This window comes from Tepidanaerobacter acetatoxydans Re1 (genome assembly GCF_000328765.2).
Classification (GTDB): Bacteria; Bacillota; Thermosediminibacteria; order Thermosediminibacterales; family Tepidanaerobacteraceae; genus Tepidanaerobacter; species Tepidanaerobacter acetatoxydans.
Map to the genome: position 1 here is coordinate 2,094,624 of NC_019954.2, position 22,084 is coordinate 2,116,707.

At 36.3% G+C, this 22,084-nt stretch carries 20 protein-coding genes; 8 read left to right on the top strand and 12 right to left on the bottom strand.

What is annotated here, in order from left to right:
• Positions 1 to 149: 149 nt before the first annotated feature.
• On the bottom strand, positions 150 to 872 hold the full coding sequence (locus TEPIRE1_RS09975) for a carbon-nitrogen hydrolase family protein (RefSeq protein WP_013779050.1): 723 nt from the start codon (positions 870 to 872) through the stop codon (positions 150 to 152).
• An 865-nt stretch (positions 873 to 1,737) separates the two neighbouring features.
• On the opposite strand from TEPIRE1_RS09975, the gene TEPIRE1_RS09985 reads away from it, so the two are divergent.
• The 6 genes from TEPIRE1_RS09985 (at position 1,738) to yfcE (ending at position 6,208) form a co-directional block, all read left to right on the top strand.
• The gene (locus TEPIRE1_RS09985; protein ID WP_013779052.1) at positions 1,738 to 2,640 is read left to right on the top strand and encodes a sensor histidine kinase; all 903 of its coding nucleotides are present in this window, start codon (positions 1,738 to 1,740) and stop codon (positions 2,638 to 2,640) included.
• On the top strand, positions 2,606 to 3,178 hold the full coding sequence (locus TEPIRE1_RS09990) for an accessory gene regulator ArgB-like protein (protein WP_041591445.1): 573 nt from the start codon (positions 2,606 to 2,608) through the stop codon (positions 3,176 to 3,178). The genes TEPIRE1_RS09985 and TEPIRE1_RS09990 overlap by 35 nt, the downstream gene beginning before the upstream one ends.
• Positions 3,179 to 3,203: 25 nt before the next feature.
• Positions 3,204 to 3,920, top strand: a complete 717-nt coding sequence (locus tag TEPIRE1_RS09995) for a LytR/AlgR family response regulator transcription factor (RefSeq protein ID WP_013779054.1) — start codon at positions 3,204 to 3,206, stop codon at positions 3,918 to 3,920.
• Between the two features lie 149 nt (positions 3,921 to 4,069).
• Positions 4,070 to 4,207, top strand: coding sequence for a cyclic lactone autoinducer peptide (locus TEPIRE1_RS13520; RefSeq protein WP_013779055.1), 138 nt, complete (start codon positions 4,070 to 4,072; stop codon positions 4,205 to 4,207).
• Positions 4,208 to 4,540: 333 nt separating this feature from the next.
• Positions 4,541 to 5,647, top strand: coding sequence for a saccharopine dehydrogenase family protein (locus tag TEPIRE1_RS10000; protein ID WP_013779056.1), 1,107 nt, complete (start codon positions 4,541 to 4,543; stop codon positions 5,645 to 5,647).
• Between the two features lie 15 nt (positions 5,648 to 5,662).
• Positions 5,663 to 6,208, top strand: a complete 546-nt coding sequence (gene yfcE, locus TEPIRE1_RS10005; protein ID WP_013779057.1) for a phosphodiesterase — start codon at positions 5,663 to 5,665, stop codon at positions 6,206 to 6,208.
• A 22-nt stretch (positions 6,209 to 6,230) separates the two neighbouring features.
• On the opposite strand, the gene TEPIRE1_RS10010 is transcribed toward yfcE, so the two are convergent.
• Entirely contained in the window at positions 6,231 to 6,800 is a 570-nt protein-coding gene (locus tag TEPIRE1_RS10010; RefSeq protein ID WP_013779058.1) for a TIGR01440 family protein, read from the bottom strand.
• A 212-nt stretch (positions 6,801 to 7,012) separates the two neighbouring features.
• On the opposite strand from TEPIRE1_RS10010, the gene TEPIRE1_RS10015 reads away from it, so the two are divergent.
• On the top strand, positions 7,013 to 10,105 hold the full coding sequence (locus tag TEPIRE1_RS10015; protein WP_013779059.1) for a DEAD/DEAH box helicase: 3,093 nt from the start codon (positions 7,013 to 7,015) through the stop codon (positions 10,103 to 10,105).
• A gap of 11 nt (positions 10,106 to 10,116) precedes the next feature.
• Positions 10,117 to 10,935, top strand: a complete 819-nt coding sequence (locus TEPIRE1_RS10020) for an SWIM zinc finger family protein (RefSeq protein WP_013779060.1) — start codon at positions 10,117 to 10,119, stop codon at positions 10,933 to 10,935.
• Between the two features lie 156 nt (positions 10,936 to 11,091).
• Here the strand turns inward: TEPIRE1_RS10020 and TEPIRE1_RS10025 are convergent, their stop codons facing one another.
• From TEPIRE1_RS10025 to TEPIRE1_RS10070, 10 genes are all read right to left on the bottom strand, one after another.
• Positions 11,092 to 11,790 carry a copper homeostasis protein CutC gene (locus tag TEPIRE1_RS10025; protein ID WP_013779061.1) on the bottom strand — a complete coding sequence of 233 codons (699 nt, stop codon included), beginning with the start codon at positions 11,788 to 11,790 and terminating at the stop codon, positions 11,092 to 11,094.
• 86 nt (positions 11,791 to 11,876) lie between these two features.
• Positions 11,877 to 12,611 (bottom strand): sugar isomerase domain-containing protein, encoded by a 735-nt coding sequence (locus tag TEPIRE1_RS10030; RefSeq protein ID WP_013779062.1) that lies wholly within the window; start codon positions 12,609 to 12,611, stop codon positions 11,877 to 11,879.
• A 17-nt stretch (positions 12,612 to 12,628) separates the two neighbouring features.
• Entirely contained in the window at positions 12,629 to 13,348 is a 720-nt protein-coding gene (locus TEPIRE1_RS10035) for a creatininase family protein (RefSeq protein WP_013779063.1), read from the bottom strand.
• Between the two features lie 11 nt (positions 13,349 to 13,359).
• Positions 13,360 to 14,352, bottom strand: coding sequence for a phosphotriesterase family protein (locus TEPIRE1_RS10040; protein ID WP_013779064.1), 993 nt, complete (start codon positions 14,350 to 14,352; stop codon positions 13,360 to 13,362).
• Positions 14,353 to 14,447: 95 nt separating this feature from the next.
• Positions 14,448 to 15,749, bottom strand: coding sequence for a PTS ascorbate transporter subunit IIC (locus TEPIRE1_RS10045; protein ID WP_013779065.1), 1,302 nt, complete (start codon positions 15,747 to 15,749; stop codon positions 14,448 to 14,450).
• A gap of 14 nt (positions 15,750 to 15,763) precedes the next feature.
• Positions 15,764 to 16,033, bottom strand: coding sequence for a PTS sugar transporter subunit IIB (locus TEPIRE1_RS10050; RefSeq protein ID WP_013779066.1), 270 nt, complete (start codon positions 16,031 to 16,033; stop codon positions 15,764 to 15,766).
• Between the two features lie 52 nt (positions 16,034 to 16,085).
• On the bottom strand, positions 16,086 to 18,218 hold the full coding sequence (locus TEPIRE1_RS10055) for a BglG family transcription antiterminator (protein ID WP_013779067.1): 2,133 nt from the start codon (positions 18,216 to 18,218) through the stop codon (positions 16,086 to 16,088).
• Positions 18,219 to 18,588: 370 nt separating this feature from the next.
• On the bottom strand, positions 18,589 to 19,875 hold the full coding sequence (gene larA / locus TEPIRE1_RS10060; protein ID WP_013779068.1) for a nickel-dependent lactate racemase: 1,287 nt from the start codon (positions 19,873 to 19,875) through the stop codon (positions 18,589 to 18,591).
• 249 nt (positions 19,876 to 20,124) lie between these two features.
• Positions 20,125 to 20,328: a DUF4351 domain-containing protein gene (locus TEPIRE1_RS10065; RefSeq protein WP_015295704.1), complete on the bottom strand. Its 204-nt coding sequence runs from the start codon at positions 20,326 to 20,328 to the stop codon at positions 20,125 to 20,127.
• A gap of 327 nt (positions 20,329 to 20,655) precedes the next feature.
• Positions 20,656 to 22,008 carry an SEC-C domain-containing protein gene (locus tag TEPIRE1_RS10070; RefSeq protein ID WP_013779069.1) on the bottom strand — a complete coding sequence of 451 codons (1,353 nt, stop codon included), beginning with the start codon at positions 22,006 to 22,008 and terminating at the stop codon, positions 20,656 to 20,658.
• Positions 22,009 to 22,084 lie beyond the last annotated feature (76 nt).

The window sequence follows — 22,084 nt, forward strand, 5'->3', positions numbered from 1 at the left end:
AGTTCGACTAATAAAAATAGGTAAAAGATACAAAGTCGATTCTACTTTAGAAAACATCTCCGACGAAAATAGCAACTCCTTAGGAAAGTTTCACGGCAAAATCAAAGTTGGAATTTGCAGCATTTAAGTTTTGTAATAATTGACTTTGTTTATAATATAGAAACTGAAAGCAAGGTTTCCTCACTTTCACCGGCCGATGCTACCACTGCCCCTTCAGGGTCGGCAATAAGACTGTTGCCTAAGCTTATCATCCCCAAATGTGAGCCGATGAAATTTGCAAGCAGTATGTGAACACCATTTTCTACTGCTCGCGTTATGGGAATGGCACGATTTTTTTCCAGCTTCCATCTAGCTTCTTTAGGATTATAAAAATGCGCTGAAAGTATATAAATAAAGCTTGCTCCACCATTAACTAATTCTGCAGCAAGGTTAGGGTAGTTTTGATCCCGACATATCATGGCACCGATTTTTTTGCCATTGTAATCGAATATCAGCGGATCTTTTTTACCCGGCTCGAAATACTCCAATTCTGCATTTGTTGGATACTTTTTATCATATGTATAAATGTTTCCACAGGGTAAAAATACCGAGGTACTGTTATAAAGTTTATCACTTTTTTTATAGGGATGGCCAATAATGGCCGCAGTATTAAAGCCCTCACAAGTTTCCCTGATCTGTGAAAGAGCCTCACTTACCATATCATTCATATTCTTATTTGTTAGAACTTCTACTGTATATCCCGTAAGTGCCATTTCAGGAAATCCGACAATATCAATGTTTTGTCCGGCAGCTTGTTCTATAAATTCTATAATCTTTTTCAAATTCACATCAAGTTTTTCTGAAACGGCCATCTGACAAATTCCGAGTTTCATCACATACACCCCTCTATCAAAAATTACATTCACATTTATTATAGCTTATATTTTTCATTCACTCAAAAGTTCCTTTGAAAATACAGCCGCTCATACCCAAAATTCTGCCAGTTGTACCTTTAAAAACGTCAGTTGTACCTTGTAGGCAGGAAAAATGAAAATATTGCAGAAAATATTTACGATAAGTAAATTATTTAAGCCAGAAAGAGGAAAATCGCAGTTAGTTTAGAATATTTTTATAAGCAGGTAAATACTGCTTATAAAAATATTTCTATGACTAGGGGATCTCCTCATCTGGTATTACTCAAACCAACAAAAAATCTCCTTAAATCGAAAAAACGCAAAAAAACAATTGCCGGGAAGGGATGCCCTCTGAAAAGAAGGGAGTAATTTAAATGTTTCCCATACCCTGGTATGTAGTGATTTTTGAATCTATACCCGAAGCCTTATTGTTACAAATCTTAACCATAAAACTCATGAACAAAAAAAAGGTTTCTTTCTGCAAGCTTCTTAAAGTATCGATGTTGTATGGTGTGGCTGCATTTTTCATTAGAAATATTGCCTTCCATTTGGGACAGCATTTTTTATTCAGCTTGCACACAATTTTGTTGATCTTAGTCTTGGCCCTGTTGTTTGATTTAATACATAAAATTAAGTTTAGTCGTAGTTTTATTCCACTATTCATCGTATCAGTGCTGTTTGGATTAATTCAATATACATTTGTATTGATTATATTTAATTTATATAAGTTGAATATCTATACTTTTCAAGAAAGCCCTTGGCTTAATATTACTCTATTTATTCCTGTCGCTGGAATTACGTACTCAATTGTATGCATTTACACAAAATATGCAGGTGAGATAAGGTGAACAGAAAAAATCTTGTAATAATTTTTACTTTAACCTTTCAGTTAATGGTAATTTTGATGCTGAATCAGGTGATGTTTGCAACGGATGCCCAACTATATTATAAAAGTCTGCCTTTTATAATAGTTTCTTTCATAATAATGATTTTGAGCCTTTATTTCGCATTAAAATATATTGAGTATTATTCAAAAAAAGAGGTGGAATACGAATCTGTGAATTCATATTTGAAAGAAATTGAAGAATTGCTTAATACATTAAGAAGCGAAAGACATCAGCATTCCCAGCACATTCAAACCATACAGGCCATGATATACACAGAAGAATATGAGGAACTTAAACAATATGTCAATGGTATAGCCGGAAATTATCGGAACACCAGCGAATTACTGCGCTTAGGAGACTTGGGGTTAACCGCTGTTTTAAATATCAAAATGGAAACCGCCAAAAGAAATAATATAAATTTTTATGTAAAATCAAATGGAAATAAAATAAGAAACCTCAAAATGAGTTCATGGGAACTAAGCACAGTTATAGGCAATGTATTGGACAATGCGATAGAAGCCGTTATGGAAAAAACCGGTGAGCGAAATATAAATCTTGAGCTGCAGGAGGATGAAGAAAATTACATCTTTAAGATTTCAAATAACGGCGTGACGATTAAAGAATCTGATATGTATAAAATTTATGATGCCGGTTTTAGTACAAAACATAAAGACGCAAGAGGTTTTGGCCTTTATGTAGTAAAAAAGATAATAGATAAATACTGCGGCAAAATCTCTTTGTCAATATATGACGGTTTAACAACCTTTACTATATATCTTCCAAAAAAGGGTGGTGAAATTGGTGCTTCGGAGTTGTTCTCAAAAGTTGTCACAGATAATAATTTCAGAACTGGGATATGAAAAATATGACAAAGAAATATTGGAATATGGATTTGAAATTATGCTGGGTATGACCTTTAAATTTTTTTCAATCCTTACTGTTTCTTTGGTTTTACATACCCTCCCTGAAACAATGTTAAGTCTTTTTGCCTTTGCTTCAATCAGAAATTTTGCCGGAGGTGCTCATCTTAAAACCTATGCATCATGCTATGCAACAGGTGTTTGTATGTTCGCTTTAAATGGTTTGATAATTAAATATATATCTTTTGACACAAATCACCTTATAATTGTAAGTGATATTTTTTTCATTATAAGCCTTTTCATCACTTTAAAATGGGTACCTGCAGGAACAGAAAAAAAGGTTGTCTCGGATTTATGCACCAGACAAAAACTTAAAGGAATCACAATAATAATATTAGGTGTATTATTTATTCTTACTCATATGTTTTACTTTATTGGCAATTACAATCTGTTAAAGGCTATTTTCTTTGGAGTATTAGAAGGAATGCTGTTTGTTACCCCGTTGGGGTATAAAATACTAAGGATTTCATATCACTGAATTTTAGAAAGGTAAGGGTTGATGCATGGCAAATATACTTGTTTGTGAAGATGAAAAAAATACTTTGGCTATGATTTGCAAGCTTTTAAAGGGGAACTCTCTTGTTGAAGAAATTTTCCCTGCATCTTGCGGAAATGAAGCAGTTGAAATCATAAAAAAACAGTCTCCTCATATCTTGCTTTTAGACATCGACTTGCCCGATATTGATGGGATTGAAGTTGCCAAAATCGCCAACACTTTCGACCCTGATACTTCCATAGTCTTTATTACGGGATATCCTGATTATGCACATGAATCTTTTATAGTTCATCCATATGATTACATACTAAAGCCTATCGACATTGAAAGATTCAATCAAACTATCAACAATCTCATAGTCAAACGTGAATCCAGCATGTTAGACAACAAACTAAAAATCGCTGAAATATTTCCTGTTAGAATTAAAAACAAAATACTCTTTTTAAACATAAAAGATATCATATTTATTGAAAAAAACGGCAAAGACACCACCATACACACCAGAAAAGGCCCATTTATGTGTAATGAAAACCTTAAGGACATCGAATCTGAATTAAACAGCCATTTTTACAGAACACATAAATCTTATATCGTAAACATCGGTATGGTTGAATGTATCGAGAGCTTAGGCGACTCATATGAAATAAGTTTTTACGGCTATGACAAAAAGGCTTATATGAGTAAAGGAAAATATCTGTTTATCAAAGACAAAATATCTGTCTAATTTATAATCATATTCTGCCATTCATACCTAATATTCTGCCGATTACATTGCGAAAACTGCCAGTTGTGCGAGTCTAGCAGGAAATTCGTTTCTTTTGAAGAATATTACAATTGTTAGAATAATAACAAAAATCTTCGGGAGGTGGAAAAATGTTTAAAAGGTTTAAAACACAGATTCTCTCTTCCCTAGCATCCTTTGTAGCCGTAGTAGCTTTTTCGGGCGTTTCTGCAACGAGCATGTGGATATTTTATGAGCCTGATATTCCAAAGGCTCTAAAGGACAAATGATAGCCCAAAGCTTAAAAGCCTTGCCAATTTACACTACTCCCTAGTTTTAAGGGCAAATCATACAATTGTATGATTTGCCCTCTTTTTTTAATAAATAGTTAGCTTCTAACCCGCAAAAATAGACATCAATTAAAAAACTGATTCTACTGTAAAAAGTCAGTTTTGCCGTAAAAATATCAATTCAATGTTTTTTGTTATAGGGGTTGGCGGCCAATGGCCGTTCACCTTACCACTGATAATTAAATTAAAAAATTGAGGTTTTTGTACTGAAATCAAACTTTTGATGTATAATAAAAGCACATATATGGTTTTAAAGCGAAAGGAGTAAAAACTATGAAGATAACCGTATTGGGCGGTGCCGGTGATATGGGCAGCCGTGCCGTAAGAGATTTGGCAAAAAGCGAAGAGGTTACGGAACTTGTTATCGCAGATATTAATATAGCTGCTGCCAAAAAGCTGGCAGATGCGCTTGGTGAGAAGGTCAAAGCTGTCTACATAGATGCTAATCGACCGGAAACTCTGATTTCAGCAATGCAGGGTAAAGACGTGGTTGCAAGTGCTATGGGCCCCTTTTATAAATTTGAAAAGGTTGCGGTAGAAGCTGCTATTGCATCAAATGTTCACTATGTCAGCATTTGTGATGATTATGATGCGGCAGAGAGTATTTTAACTTTGGATGAAAAGGCCAAAAATGCAAATTTAAGCATTTTAACCGGTTTAGGTTGGACTCCCGGTATCAGTAACATCCTTGCTCGAAAGGGTGCCGATGAATTAGATGAAGTTGAGGAAATCAATATATATTGGGCAGGCAGTGCTTCTGATGCTACAGGACTTGCTGTTACCCTTCATACCATTCACATATTTACCGGCAAGGTAACAAGTTTTATTGACGGTAAAAAGATAGAAATCCCCGCCGGCAGCGGCAAAGAAAAAGTTGAGTTTCTAGAGCCGTTGGACTTTGTCGATATGTATCATTTAGGCCATCCGGAACCGGTAACACTGCCACTGTATTTAGAAGGAGTAAAAACCGTCACACTAAAAGGCGGTCTTAAGGAAAGTTACCTTAATAAACTTGCTATTGTTATTTCCAGATTAGGTTTGACAAATACCCCAAGCAAAAAACAGTTTGTAGGTAATGTTATAAAAACTGTGCTGCCTATTCTTGAAAAAATCCAAAAACCGGCTGTCCCTCTGTCAGGCATTCGAGTAGACGTAAAGGGATATTTAAACGGTAAAAGACAGCACTTGGTGTACCAAGCAGTTGATCATATGAGCAATCTTACCGGTGTACCCCTTGCCATCGGTGCTATGATGATGGCAAGGGGTGAGATAACCCGAAAAGGTGTCTTTGCTCCGGAAGCAGCAGTAAATCCCGATAGATTTATAAAAGAATTGGCTGAGCGAAACATCAAAGTTGTGCAAACTAAAGGAGTTTCATAAATTGGAGGTGCAAATATGAGAATTGCCATATTAAGTGACACTCACGGGAGCTTGGATGCTTTTAACAAGGCTTTGCAAATTGCCAAGCCTTACGACTACATCATTCACGCAGGGGATATACTGTACCATGGGCCCAGAAATCCGCTGCCGGCAGGATATAATCCTCAGGAACTTGCCAAAGCCATAAATTCCATAGACATGCCCTTTATCGCTGCCGCCGGCAACTGTGATGCCCCGATTGACCAAGTAATGCTCGCAATTCCCATCCAATCCCCCTATGCCATATTAGTCTTAGAAAAATATAAAATCATGGTTACACATGGCCATGAAACTACGGAAGATGAATTGATTTTGCTTGCTAAAAAATGGAGGATTGATATAATCATAACCGGCCACACACATGTAAAAAACCTGATAAAAAAGCAAGGGCTTATCCTCTTAAACCCCGGTTCCTGTGCACTTCCCAAGGATGACATACCATCTATGGCTGTTTTCGAAGATTCCCATATATCTCTTCTTGACATCGAAACCGGCAATATAATCAAAAGTATAGCCCTTTAATAAAACCGTAAAATCTTATCTGTTATTTACAACCTTTTTTATCCCAAGTTTCCGGTATTACTGCCCGAGCACCGCCGATTAATTTGGGGCGGTACCGGGCTGCTGTTAAGTGTGCTTGTCCTATTTTATCGATACTGAGTCTTACCGGAACAGCGACATGCTTTATGTGCATACCTATCAGCGTATCACCTATATCAAGGCCAAAGTGACCCTTTACATACTCCACTACTACCGGATGCTGCATATTCGCATAAACCGTAGTGGCAAAGGAACCTCCTGCATGCATTACCGGCACCACCGTTACTATTTCTAAATTGTATTGTTCGGCAACTTCTGCCTCGACAACCAACGCTCGGTTTAGATGCTCGCAGCACTGAGCTGCCAGTCTTATGTCGTACTTGGGTATGACATTTGCTATTCCCTTTACTACAGCTTCTGCAACTTCCATACTGGAAGCCTTTCCTATCATTCCTCCCATAACCTCACTGGTGCTGCAGCCTATCACCAGAAGTTGACCGGCTTTTACCGGTGCTATAGCAAATAATTCCTCAATTGCTTTTGAAACATCACTGCTAATTAATTCTAAGTCCATTTTTTACCTCCTATTGCAATAAATAAAATAGACATTTTAAAATTAACTTTCATAAGCTCGCAATTACAATTATAGCATATCGAATACAGTTTTTATAACCGCATTACTTAAAATTATAAAAGCCTTTCTAAATACTTGTTGATTTTTACTCTATTATAACCTTATAATTATACTTATAGACATTTTTTTATTATACCTATAAGGAGAATAATATGCCTATTGTAATTCATGGCACTTGGATACCGAATACTGATGAATCATTTGTTAATACAGGAAAATTTTTTCTATGGTTTGAAACTCGCAGTATCGACACTAACTACCCCGATATATTTCATAATCCGAAAAAGTTCTTTCCATATGCATACCCGACAAAAAGCATTAATGAACTTATTAAGAAACTTGGCTTACCTATAAATAATGCCTATAAAAAGATCGTGATAAGCTTTCTTCTTCCTACTTATCACAGCGAGCCTATTTCTTCTTTATCAATAAAGAAATACTCAGAAAGAGAAACGGAAATAACTTTAAGCGATTGGTCCGTTCCCGGCATCGCACTTAATATAGATGAAGCCTTTTTTACCCTTTCGTCGTTCTCAGATTTTATAGAAGACCCGGAAGAACTTATATTGGGCAGTGATTTAATTTACTGGGCATCCGTCACCTCTTATGTAAAAAGCCTTGTCAAATCAGAACAGTTTTTACCAGACATTGTTCAAAGCACTGAAGGTAATTATTATGCCTTATGGAAGTTTGCAGGAGACCCTGTGGCTTACGAAAAGAGTCTGTCAAACTTTTCAAGCAGCATGCCGGGTATGGCTGGGAGTACATCTTTAGGCTTTGATGCACATAGCCTTACTGAACATTTTATAGCTGTAACCCTCGACCACCTTGTCAGAAATTTAAAAACTTCAAAAATCATAGATATGATTCTACGGGCTTTCCCTGAACATGTTGAATCCGAATTCATTCATGCTCTTCTTGACAGCAAAATGCAGCCTATAAATTTTAATGATGATTTTAAACCATTTTATAAGAAATTTAAAAAATGGCTGACTTATCATCAAACGACCTATGATATCCCCTTCCGATTATGCTTTAAGCTGGAAGAGCCCAAAAAGCAGGACGGCAACTGGGTTATCCGTTTTCTGCTGCAAGGTAGGGACGACCCAAGCCTCATAGTCCCCACCGATGAAATTTGGCAAAGGGGCGCACAAAACAGCACACTCTTTAAACTATGCAGAAATCCTCGAGAAATTTTACTGGCAAGTCTTGGAAAGGCATCTGAAATCTATCCGCCGCTTCTTAAAAGCTTGGAAAAAGATGCGCCTTCCCAGTGGGAATTGACGGCTATTGAGGCTTATGATTTCTTAAAACATGGTGCAGGAACATTAGAGGAAAACGGCTTCGGAATTTTAGTTCCTAATTGGTGGAAAAAAGATCGAGCCGACAGGAAGGTAAATGTTAAACTTAAATTAGGCTCCAAAGAAGACCATATGCCGTCAATGAGTACAGGGCTAATGGGCATAGATGCTCTGGTAGATTATGATATCGCCCTTGCTATAGGAGATGAGGAGATATCCGTTGAGGAGTGGCAGCGGTTAGTTGATATAAAAATTCCACTTGTCAATATAAATGGACAGTGGATTGAAGTTCGAAAAGATGAGATAAATAACATTTTAAATATATGGTCACAAAGAAAAAAACAAAATCACGGTAAACTGATGTTGTCTGACGCCATAAATTTAGCCAACGCTGCTTTTGAGGAAGAATCTATAGGGCAGATAGAAACACAGGGCTGGTTTTCCGATCTTATAAAAAAACTGGAAGAACCCGACAGTTTTAATGTACATGAGCAGCCTCAAAGCTTTTACGGCAAGCTAAGAGATTACCAAAAACGCGGCATGTCCTGGATGATATACTTAGAAAAATGGGGTCTTAGCGGTTGTCTGGCCGATGATATGGGGCTCGGCAAAACTATCCAAATTTTGGCCCTGCTCCTAAAGGAAAAAGAGGAGGGAACGGCAGGCATTCCAACACTCCTAGTGTGCCCTACTTCAGTAGTCAGAAACTGGCAACGTGAAGCCTATAAGTTTGCCCCCACTCTATCTTTAATGATACATTACGGTCAAGACCGGCTTAAGAAAAAGGATTTTAAAAAACAAGCTCTTACCTCTGACCTGGTAATAACAAGTTTTGGTCTTGCACGCCGAGATATCAAGGAACTTCAAAGCATTAACTGGAAAAGGGTTGTCGTAGACGAAGCCCAAAATATCAAAAACCCGACTAGTAAACAGACAAAAGCCATAAAATCAATAAAGTCCCAAACTAGAATTGCGCTTACAGGAACACCTGTAGAAAATCGTTTGGCTGAATTGTGGTCAATTATGGATTTTTTAAACCCAGGCTATCTTGGCAGCTTTAATTCCTTTAGGACAAAATTTGAACTGCCTATACAGAAATACAATGAAAAAAAACCGTTGGAAAAATTGCAGAAATTGGTAAAGCCCTTTATCCTTAGGCGGGTCAAAACCGATCCTCTTATTATAAAAGATTTGCCGGAAAAGCAGGAAACTAAGGTCTACTGCCCTTTGACGCGGGAACAGGCCAGTCTTTATGAAGCTGTGGTAAAGGATACCCTGGAAAAGCTCGATGATGCTGAAGGAATCGAAAGAAGGGGTCTAATACTTACGACACTTATGAAGCTTAAACAGATATGCAACCATCCGACCCATTTTTTGCATGATCAAAGTAAATTAGACGGACGCTCAGGCAAACTTATCAGGCTTTCAGAAATGTTGTATGAGGCACTTCTTGAAGGCGATTCTGCCTTAGTTTTTACGCAGTTTAGGGAAATGGGAGAACTGTTGAGAATTTATCTAGATAGAATCTGCGATGCAGAAGTGATGTTTTTACATGGAGGTGTGCCTATAACAGCTAGGGATGATATGGTGCAACGCTTTCAAAAAAGTAAGGAGCCAAAAATATTTATCCTTTCCCTGAAGGCAGGTGGAGTTGGCTTAAATTTAACAAAGGCCAATCATGTCTTTCACTTTGACCGATGGTGGAACCCAGCAGTGGAAAATCAGGCAACGGACCGAGCCTTTCGCATCGGACAAAAGAAGAATGTACAAGTATATAAGTATATATGCCAAGGAACTTTGGAAGAACGGATTGACGAACTTATTGTTAAAAAGCAAAAGCTGGCAGACTATATAATAGGCAGTGATGAAGCGTGGCTCACAGAAATGGATAACGAGCAAATAGCAGACCTTATTACACTGAGTCGGAAATCGGCTTTAGAATAGGAGAAGATTTTATGGCTAAAGGAAATTCATTTTCAAATACATGGTGGGGCAGGCATTGGATTAGCATCTTAGAATCCTTTGGCTGGGCTAATCGCTTAGAGCGTGGGAGGCGCTATGCCAGAAACGGCAGTGTGCTTGAGTTTCATATCGAGCCAGGCAAGATAACGGCAAAAGTTCAAGGCTCGCGATCTACACCATATAAGGTTACCATTAAAGTTGTAAAATTAACAAGAAAAGAGTGGCAGACCGTTCTTAAACACCTTAGTACAAAAGCATTATATGCTGCAAAACTTCTTTCCGGAGATATGCCGGAAGATATAGCAGCTATTTTTCAGGAAGTGGGAATAAGTCTGTTGCCAGCGGACGATAGCGAAATTGACGCAAGATGTTCATGTCCTGATTTTGCCGTGCCGTGCAAGCATATTGCAGCAGTTCACTATATTGTAGCCGAAGAGCTTGACAAAGACCCTTTCTTGGTCTTTAAACTCAGAGGTATGGAAAAAGAGGATGTCTTAAACCGTCTGTTAAAATTCGATGATAGAAAAAGAAAATCCCGGAATGGTAGCAATAACATCACGGCCCAGGCCAAACCTTCCACATCACTATTTTCCGGGACAACTGCATCTGCCTTTGCAAAAGAAAATAATACTGCCATCGCCTATTCTTTAGAAGATTTTTGGAGTGGCAAACCTCTACCTGTATCCAGCCCTCCTGCGGCCCCTTTTATCCACGCAACTGCCTTTGCCGACACAAAAAATGCCTTTTGGAGTAAAGACTTCCCCCTTGCCCAAATCATGCAGGCAATATATAGAGGAAGTGGGAAGATGTAAGAAATAATTAAAATCATTACACCTTAAACTAAATTGACCGATAATGATTTTTGGGTAGACGATATCATTTTACAGACACAAAAAATACCTTTTTCAGTAAGGGTTCCCAATGCACAAATCTGCAAGCTATATACCGAGGAAGCTTGTAAAGATTATTTAGGAAATGCATATATTAGATTTACGCCACTCCTCTATTACTTCCTGCATCAATTCCCGACTGATATTGCCGGTATAGTGATAGTTTTCCCTAACCCCGCTACCAAAGTGCACCTCACAAGTTCCGGTCCTTTCTATGGCCAATTGCAAATTTTCCTTGTTTAAACCACCACCTAACATAATTGTTATCTTATTATTTGCTACCCCTACCATTTTTCTGATGACATCTAAATTATCTGTCACTTTACCTTTCCCGCCGGCAGTGACAATCCGCTTTATCTTTGGATATTTTAATAAAGTTCGCACACTTTCAACACAGGACTCAGTACTATCTATAGCTCGATGAAAGGTCACATCCATGTCATCAGCAAAAGCTAACAGCTCTTTAAGTTTTTCTTCATCTATCCGATTATGCTCATCTAAAGTCCCAATAACAATTCCATTAGCCCCTAATTTTTTAGCTATTTCTATGTCTTCCTTCATCACTTGCATGTCATTATCGCTATAAATAAAGGATTTTGAATGAGGACGAATTAGTACATGGACCGGAATTTTTACCTTATCTAACACGTTTTTTATCAAAGCATAGCTGGATGTAATACCCATTTCGGACAAAGCTGATGAAAGTTCAACCCTCTGACCACCGTATTTTTCTATTGCAATGGCATCATCTACACAAGTAGCAATAACTTCAATCACCTATACTAACACCTCTTTTTAGTCTATAAGGTTTTCATTATAGCTCAAATTAAATACATAACAAATAAGTAAAGCTAATCTTTAGTTTACCTATAATATATAATCCTATCTTTATACTTTTCTATGAGTTTTTTATTATGTTCATCGCCGCCATCTAGATTGCCGCTTAAGAACACAGGAGGAGTTATACCATTATCTATCATAATTTTTATACTCGTTGCTAAAATAGCTTGAATTATGAAGTCACCAGCAATGGTGGATCCGGGGGAAAATCGCATAGGAAACCCTTCCAGTGAAAGAAGAGCATCACCTTCCGGACAATGGTTGTCTATATAAATATCTGCAACTTCAAAGAGCCTTTTCCCTGATGAATGCCTTGATGGCTGACTCATGGAATATTCCACGGAAGTAATAGCTACCACTTCAGCTCCCTTTTGCTTTGCTAAAAGTGCAACATCAATTGGCACACCATTCCTTCCCGATGTAGATATGACAAAAACTATTTCTCCTGGTCGTATCTCAACAGACTCCATAAAAGTTTGGGCATAGCCGTTCATTCTTTCCAGTTTTGAAGACCTCAAGGCTCCATTATGAAGCATCAAGTTTTCATCAAAAATTGGATTTATCGGTACTAAGCCACCTGCTCTGTAAAACACCTCTTCACACAGTATGTGAGAGTGTCCAGCGCCAAAAAAGTGCACAATTTCGTTCATCTCGATAGATTTTGTAATCTTTTTGGCAATCAATTCAATTTTATCCTTTTCATTTTCTTTTATTTTCATGATTAAATCCTGTATGATTTTATAGTACTCATCAACCATCAAAACACCTTCTTTATCTATTTAGTCTTTTCAAGTATTTTAACTATAGTTTCAACTGCCACATCGATTATTTTTTGCCCTTTTTCTTCTGTTGCAAGTGTGGCACTGCCTAAAACAATAGTATCTGTGATTTCATCCCAAGGAGTAGGTGTATACTCAAAATCTTCTGGTAAATCAGGAAAATCATCCAGTGCTTTGTCCATCTTAACATAATCCGGAGCCAGATAAAGCATGTATGAAGTTTCTATTTCACAAGCGTGAAAGTATCCTCCCGGCATAGGTTTTGATTCTCGTACTTCTTTTGTAATTTTCGCCGTTCCTGGGTATATGAAATAAAATACCTTTAAATCTTTATAAAAATCATATAAGTTTCTTGCTGCTTCTTTTATAGCGGTCATGTTACCAACGTGAGTATTTATAATTACAAAATATCGTACACCAAACTTATATAAACTTTTGCCAATATCCGTTAAAACACCAGTTAGATGTTCATTGCTTACATTTATACTTCCTGGCACATTTCTAAGGCTCCATACTTGCCCATAAGAAAAAGTGGGCAGCACTAATGCATCAACTTTTTCTGCAACTTTTCTTGATAATCGCTCAGCAAGATAATTGTCGGTTCCAATCGGAAGATGAGGTCCGTGGGCTTCTACGGCTCCAATGGGTAATATCGCAATAGGTTTTTTGCTGATAAATTCCTGAAATTCTAAATAAGTTAGTTTTTGCATATCCATTTATTTTTCACCTACTTTTTAAATGCAAAACAGCGCATAGGGTTATTTATAAAGAAATCTTCAATTAGCTTTTCGCCGTCAAGACCTGCGTCTTCTGCTTGATCGATAAATCTTGGAGTCCATTTTTTAATAATAAACTCAAGCCCTAAGCCATAATTATAATGTTTATAATAACTTTTTCTGGCAGTATCACCACTTATTAAGATTTGGTTTTTGAAGCCCTTCTTAACTAACTGTAAGATTGCATCTATTCTACTACTCTCGGGCGCATATTTTATCTTTCCAATGCCGTCAAAGCAAAGAAATGCTCCTGTTTTAGCAATCTGTGTGTGATAATATGGGTCTAGATTCCGATCCATATGACCAAAAGCTGCATATTCTAACTTAATTCCTTCATTTTTAAGAATTTCTATTTGCTCTAAAGCCATAGTTCCCGCCTCGGTATGACTATGAATAGGTGCTTTTGTTTCTTTATGGGCAATAGCTATAGCTTTAATAGTTTTTATTTCCAACGGTGAAATTGAATTATAGCCTGTTCCAAATTTCAACTGCCCACCGCAAATACTTGTACCTTCTAAACCTTCTTCGATCTCACCAATTACATATTTAGCAAGCTCATAGACCGAGGCGTTTTCAATCCATTCACCATATGTTTCATAATTTCCAACAATCGATCTAATATTTCCCTTAAGCTTTGCATTCCATAAAAAAGCTTTGTTAAATCCTGCCGTTCCAATAATCTTAATTCCTGTCTTTTCAGATATACGCTTTACAGACTCTACCTGACGGCCATAATCGACAGCTGTAGCATCAACTATCGTACTTCCGCCGGCTTTTTTAAAGTCCATAACATCCTGTAGAGATTTATTTTCATCATCAAGCAAAAGATCATCTTCATTTCTTTCTTTCCAATACGGCGGAATGCATACAATATGTTCATGAGAATATGTGAAACCAAGTTCTTCCGGCTTTATATCTCCTGAGAAAGTTCTTATAAAACTCAATATATATTGCTCCTTTCAGTCAGACTAAAAAAATGAAGTGCATAAGTTGGATGACGGCCTATGCCTATAAGCAGGCCATGACCGTCACCCAATATTTAAAATATAAGTTTACTTATTAAAGCCACTAAAGGACCTAGGATGAACATATCACTATCTCCAGCCCACATAGCGGTATCTGGAATAGTTGAATTGATTAAAAATGTTACAGTGATGTATTGACCCCATGCTATAACAGTAGAAGTTATAAATCCTGCTATCAGAGCACCACGAACTCCTCCTGTAGCATTGCCAAATACCCCAGCAGTTGCTGAATGGAAAAATAAGGCTATCATTGTTGGCACAAAGATATATCCTGCAGTTTTACCTAAAACTACCAACCAAATAAGTGTCCCAGCAAAACAGCCCAGGAAACCTAAAATAGATGCAGTTGGTGCATATGGATAAACTATCGGACAATCTAAAGCAGGTTTAGCATTAGGCACTATTGTATCAGCTATACCTTTAAAAGCTGGAACAATTTCACCGATTAACATTCTAACACCAAACAAAACTACTGCAATACCTCCTGCAAATTGAAATCCTTGGATTAATGAAAATATTGCAAAATTCTGATCTCCAGCAATTGCTTTGAGTTCTGCAATTGCTGGCGTTTCAGGTTTTGCTAAAAGTATCAATGCACCAATTAAATATAATGCAGACATAATAAGTGCTATGATTACATTGGAATCCCGCAAAAATTCCAATCCTTTCGGCATCTGTAATGATTCAGAATCTTGTTCCTTATTACCAAATATCTTTCCCAACCAAGCACCAATCAATGATACTGACGCACTGGTGTGGCCCAGCGCAACTTGGTCACCGCCTGTGATTTTACGCATAATAGGCTGAGTTAGGGCAGGCTGAATTGTCCAGTAAAAACCCAGAAACAGCGATAAAAATAAGACCAATTTCCATGTTGCTACTGCAGTTCCAACAGTGTTGATAATAATGCCGGCAAAAATCATCGAAGTCCAAAACATCATATGACCGGTTAGATAGATATAATTCCATTTTGTGAATTTAGCTAGAAAAACATTAATTAAAAATCCGAGCACCATTGCAAGGGTTACCGCTGAGCCAAATTGCTGACTAAAAGAAGGCTGACCCATAAACTGCCCTAACTCTTGTGCTTTAAGACCAAAAACTTCTTGCCACATTGGCTGAAACACATTTAAAGCATTTACTATGATTCCAGAACCACCGTTTATAATCATGAATCCTATAATAGCTTTAAATGTTCCAGTCATAGTTTGACTAAACGTCTTCTTTTGAAGCACCAATCCCAATAGCACTATCAAGCCTATTAGTATAGCAGGCTGCCCCAGGATGTTTGTAGCAATCCAAAAAACAATATTCATTTACAATACCTCCCTTATTTTTTAAAAAATGATTGTAACACCTCTTTGATTTCATCCTTATCAAAATAGTTTTTTACGATTAAAATTGGTATCTTGGCTTCTTTTAAGTTCTCAGCCAACTCCTTATTTGTCATAATTACATCTGGTTTTGTAAAGAGAGCTGTGCTTACATCGGAATTATCAACATCAGCTTCTATCCCCAATTCCTTTAGGACACTTTCTACGTTCATCCGCAAAATAAGACTACTTCCCTGACCAAGTCCACATACCGTTAGTATTTTCATCACATTTTCACCCCTTCACTGTTATTTTTCCCTGAATCTACAGCTGATATTATTATTGTATTCCTGTTGCAGATAGCTCTATTACATCAATAACTTCTTTTACTTCTGAAGCCTGTAAAATTGCATCTATCGAAGAAGAATTAGAAAAAAGTCTCATAAGATCAGAAAGGGCTTGTAGGTGGGTATGATGATCCGTTGCTCCAAACGTTAAAATTAGTTTTACCGGTTCCTTATTATCAAAAGAAACTGGTCCTTTAAGTGTTATTAAACTCATGCATACCTTTTTTACTCCATCCTCAGGTCGAGCATGTGGCATTGCAATACCAGGGGCTATAACAATATAGGGGCCCAATTCTTTGACATTTCTAATCATGGCTTCCACATAACTAGGCTCTACAAAATCTTCTTGGACTAACAACTCACCTCCTTTTCTGATAGCTTCTTCCCAATTACTTGCTTCGACATTAAGTTTTATGGTTTTTTCTGTCAGTAGATCTTTTAACACTGGCCGGGCAACTCCCTTCGAGTCGATATGATTTGTAAGATTTAAAAACTTCGACAATTCATTTACTAAATTTAATCGATCTTTAATAAAGCAATACTTATCTATTATTTCTAGAAGATTTTCGATTTGAGTTTGAGCATCTGCTCCGATAGAATCCTTTGGTGAAATCTTAATCAAAAGTTTATGCATTTTTTCAATATCTTCTTCCGGCAGCAATGGATTTACTATAATTTCCGGTATATCTTTACAACCGGTAGGAACAGTAGAAATTATTAGATCTACTTTTCTATTCTTGCTAACTTCTGCTACCTGGCGACTGGCGACCGTATCAATAACGTTTATATTACTGAATTGGCTTTCTATCCTAGAAGACAGGAGTTTAGCCGTACCTACACCTGTTCCGCAAACTACGACTGCATTATAAACGCTGCTAGATGCAGGTTTATTCCTTTCAAGAGCTGCTCCTATATGAATTGCAATAAATCCAGCCTCTTCATCCGGAATTTTATGACCGACATAATCTTCAATAGGTTTTAAAGAACTTCTTACGGCTTTAAATATCTTTGGATAATTATATTTAATCTCCTTTAAAATTGGGTTTTTGAGAGGAAGATTATGTTTTAGGCGATAAATTGTAGGTTCTAAATGCTTTAAAAGCCCATTATATAACTCTCCATCTAACAAAAAATCTATATCTAATTTTTCGCCGATGGCTTTAATAATATCATTAGTTAAAACTTGTAACTGCAGCCATTCCTGACTTGCAAATATATCAGTTTCGGTTACCTTGCCTCCTAAAAGGTGTATAGTAACATAACCAATCTCATCAGTAGGAATTCTTATATTATAACTTTGCTCCAAAAAAGTAACCATGCTAGAGGCTACTGCAAATTCTTTTGTAAATTTTAGTTTGGATAATTCATCCTCCGGCATGATGATGTTTTTATCAAGTTGAATGCGCTTTATCGCAAGAGCTAGATGAATCACCAAGCCTGAGTAAGCGTTATCGGCAAAAGTTGTTTTTAATTGCTTTTCAGCTAATTGTATTGATTTTTCTATAGGCAAAACATCGAGGTCTTGAAATAGCTTTTTTATTTGCTGATTTGCCACTATATTTATTCTTCTATGAATTGGGGCCTTGATAAAGTTAAGCGCCTTTTCGATTTCCATATTCTCTGACAAAAGAGAGATTGCAGCCCTACGCAAATTCTGTTCACGGCCTTTTATCCTCATGCCAAAGCGAGGCAAAGACTCAAGTTGAAGGCCATATTTCAAAAGCCACTTCCTAACTCCTTTTAGGTCATTGACTACGGTGCCTCTACTTACAGAAAGTATACTTGCTATTTCATCAATAGTCGTATAATCCTTTGCCTGAAAAAGTTCGGTCAATATGATTGTCTTTCGTTCTTGTGGTGTTAGTACATAGTTATAACTATTAATTTCTTCAAGCAATGTGGTTATTTTTTGTCTTTGATGTAATAGTGGGAAGTAACTTATGCCAGAATTAGGCTTCCGTATTAATTGTGGCAATTCATTTGTCTTTAAAAAATCATCTATTTTATCTAAATCATACCTGATTGTCCTTGATGATACCTTGAAAAACTTTGCTAGCTCTGAAATTTTGATTGGTTTTTCTGCCGATATTATTTGACCAAGTAGCTGCGCACACCGCTCGTCCATCAAATTATAGAACCTCCTTCATTTTGAATTATATAACAGACTTATTGTTATGAAAAGTCTAATATCTTTCAAAGCAATTGTGGCAATTCTATACTATGCTTACATTAAATACTGCAACATATTCTATTAAATTAAAAATTCATGCAAGAGTATCAACTCTAAAACCTATCTGATGGAAATTAAAAAACTTTGGGAAGGTAATATTACCTCACAGCCCATGTACAAATTTTAATAGCAATAAAAATAAAAACGGCACGAAATTTAAATAAAAGAAGAAAGCCTAGAATCCACTCTTTATAAGAATTTCCAGGCTTTTTATTCCTTATAGCTGTCAAGGATAGAATTATATTGCAGCCTTACTTATTGGCTCTTATATATTTTCATCATTCTCCACTATCACCGAAACACCATCTGGAATTACAGTAATTTTTGCATCATTTCCTTTGAGTTTAAGTGCCTGCTTGATAGCATCTTCTACTGTATAAGCATGAATCATGTGGCAGTCCTCAATCATTTTGGGGTCGCACATATCTGTTACAAATATGACGGTATGCTTGTCAAGAATCCTTGATAAAATTTGAAATTCCCATTGATCAGGTGCCGTATCTTCCGGAGGCACCTTTACTAATCTATCTAAAATTTCCCTGGGACTTTTTGCATTTTTCATATTGTTATAAAAAGACTCACCACCATGGCCGTCATTACATGCAGCAACCATTATGATTACTCCATTCTCGCGACACGCTGCCTCTGCTGCAGTCATTCCTTTTACGGATTGATAAAGGTTTTGGTCCAGGGGATACCCTCCGTTTGTTGAAATGACAATATCTGCAGGCTTTGCCTTTACACTTGAAAGTTGTTTTACAAATTTACACCCTTCCTCATGCGCTAAAACGCTATCACCGCTAAAAGCATTTATGATTTTTTTATCTTTATCTATTACAACATTTAATATGAAGGCAAGATTGGCTGCTTTTGCCGCAAATAGCATATCTTCATGTATTGGATTATTTTCCAGGTTTCCTGTTCTCGCATAAGGGCTTGCAATAAATTTTGCGCAATGATTTTCCATGACGGATGTTGCACCTGCCACGCCCGGAAGAATGCTCTTTCTTCCCCCTGAAAATCCGGCAAAAAAATGCGGTTCAATAAAGCCCTCAGATATAACTAATTCTGATTTGCAAACCATTTTGTTTAAATATAGTTTTCCACCTGACGGCAGAACACCAACATATTCTAGTTGATCTTTATCAAAAGCCATATGGTTTATAATAGTTTCTTTTTTAACTATTTCTTCCCCGAATTTATTTATCATTTCTTCTTTTGTTGTCGGTCTGTGAAAACCTGTTGCAATCATAATTTTTATATCTATATCCGGATTTGCCCTTCGGATTGTATCTAGTAATATGGGCATTGTAATTTTACTCGGCACGGGTCGTGTATGGTCGCTTGTTATTATTAAAACCTCTTTCTTTCCTTTTACTAATTCTTCTAAATGTGGACTTCCTATAGGATTGTCAAGAGCAGCTTTAACTATCTCTTCCTGGGATAAGGATGGCTTATATTTATCAGCTTTTGAACTTAACACCCCTAAAAAATTTTCATCAGGGATATCAACATCTAAAAAAGTTTTGTGATATGGGAGCCTTACTTTCATTTCAAAATCCTCCTATCAAATTATTATTTAACAGTATCGGTATAATGGTATGGTGGTCTTACCATTAAATAAATAATATCATAATATTACATAAAATCAAAGTATAGTTATATATTTAACAATTTTGTATCTATGTTCAAAGTGTAATAAAAAGGGGGTTGACCCCTGCTGTTACACTTATTTTCTGTAAATCGTTTACAATCTTTTAACTGCTACAATAAGTGCATGAGTGTGGTTAGCCCCCCTTATTTAATTAATGTATTTTTTAACATCTTCCAAACTTTCATATTCAAAAATACCATCTATTATAACTTCTAAAGTTACTAAGTCCAATTTTGATATTCGGACCCTGATTTCTTCTGGCAAAGACCCAAATTTTTTAGTTAATAATTTTATTGCGGTTTTAATAAGAGCTTCTCTTCCCTCTTCTCTGAGTTTATCAGCTAAAGTCATCACGACCTCACTCCCTTTCGGATAAATATTGTCGATTTTCTTGACCATGATATCCACATCTTTTGTAGTTAAATCAGCTCTTGCATTAAACATATACCTTATAAGCGTTTCAAAGTATTCTATTCCAGTCTGTTTATCCTCTAATTCGGCAAGACATTCTGCTGCTCTTAATACAGACTCTATTACTCCTTATAATTTAATAATGATTTTGGTATATCTATTAAGGAAAATGAACCCAAGGGTAAAGAATAATCGTTTTCCAGAAGTTAATAAGTATTCCACACTGCAAAGATAGAAACAGACTAAGTATATAAGCGGAGGTTGGACCTACCATTTGTCCCCTAGACCTAGATTATAAAAAATTTCCTTAAGGCCTGCTTTTTCAATTTGACATTTAATATTAGTTTCTTTATAAATTTCCTTTAAGAATTCAGCCTGTTCGTTTAAGCCCTTTAATTCAAGGTATGAAATGTATTTATCAAAAAACTCATCGGTAATTAGTTGTTCTATAGATTTCAGCACAATCGTACTATCATCAATAGCTTGTGGTAAATTCTCTAGGAATTTTTTCATTGATGTTAAAATAATCTCTTCAATTGCTAATAGGTGTGCTCCTGTTGGGAGTAAGAAGAATTCGGTTACCTTTGCGAGTTTCTCTTGTAAGTCTTTATCTTTAGATTTTTCCATTGTTTCAATTAATGTTCTTGTAATACATCCATATGATTCGGTAATTATGATCTCTTGCTTTAAAAATTCAGGCCCTGCATCAATGAGCATATCCATAAAATTTAATTCTTTATTTATATCGGCATATGGTAAATTTTGAATAAACATCTGAGTTATTGCTGAAGTAAGCTTTAGGAAAAAGCCATAGATTAGAAAAAACGGGAACTTGAAATCTATTTCGCTTTTTAAAATAAATTCCAGATCGTCTTTAATATTCTCTAACATATGCACGCCAAAATAATCTTCAAATACCGGATATTCTTTAAATAGTTCATGGATTTCTGCAATATCTACTCGACAAGCAGTTTCATCTTCTTCTTTTATAATTTGTTCAAATTTTTTACCTGCTTCGTTTATATCCTCAATGCTTGCTTGAAGAATTAACTCAAAAAAACTTTGATGTGTTTCATCTATTAGACCCATAAATATCCAATGAAGAATCTTTTCAAGTTCATCATCTGTAAAATTATTATTGCGAATTAAATACGCTAGTGCAAAAAGATTTTCTTCCATAGAAAAATTATCAGCTATTTGGTTTAAGAGCATGTCTACCTGTTCTGAATCATCAAGCTCCATATGTGCTAAAATACTTCCTGGTAATCGAAAAATCTTCAAGTTTTCATTTTCTCTAAGCATATCAGCAATATCATTATTAAGTTTTAAAAAACTATCTTTGGAAAACTCTTCTTGTGCACTCCATACTTGGGCAATAATATTTGATAATTTTTCCACATCAACAGCTTCAGCTTTTGCTTCGTCAAATTTAACTCCAAACATCACACTTATTACCCTTATAAGATCCTTTGCATATGCAGTAATGCTGAAATCATCGCTTAATTTTCTCATTAACTCTGTTTCGATTTTTTCAACTGCGGGCAAGCAGCACCTTTTATATTTCTTGTCGCTTCCACAAATACATTCATCATTTCGCTGAATATCAAACACATCGGACATTTGTCAAACCTCCATATCATTGAAGAATTTCACTTAAATCGCGTTTATGACTTCATTCTATCACACCAAGTTATTT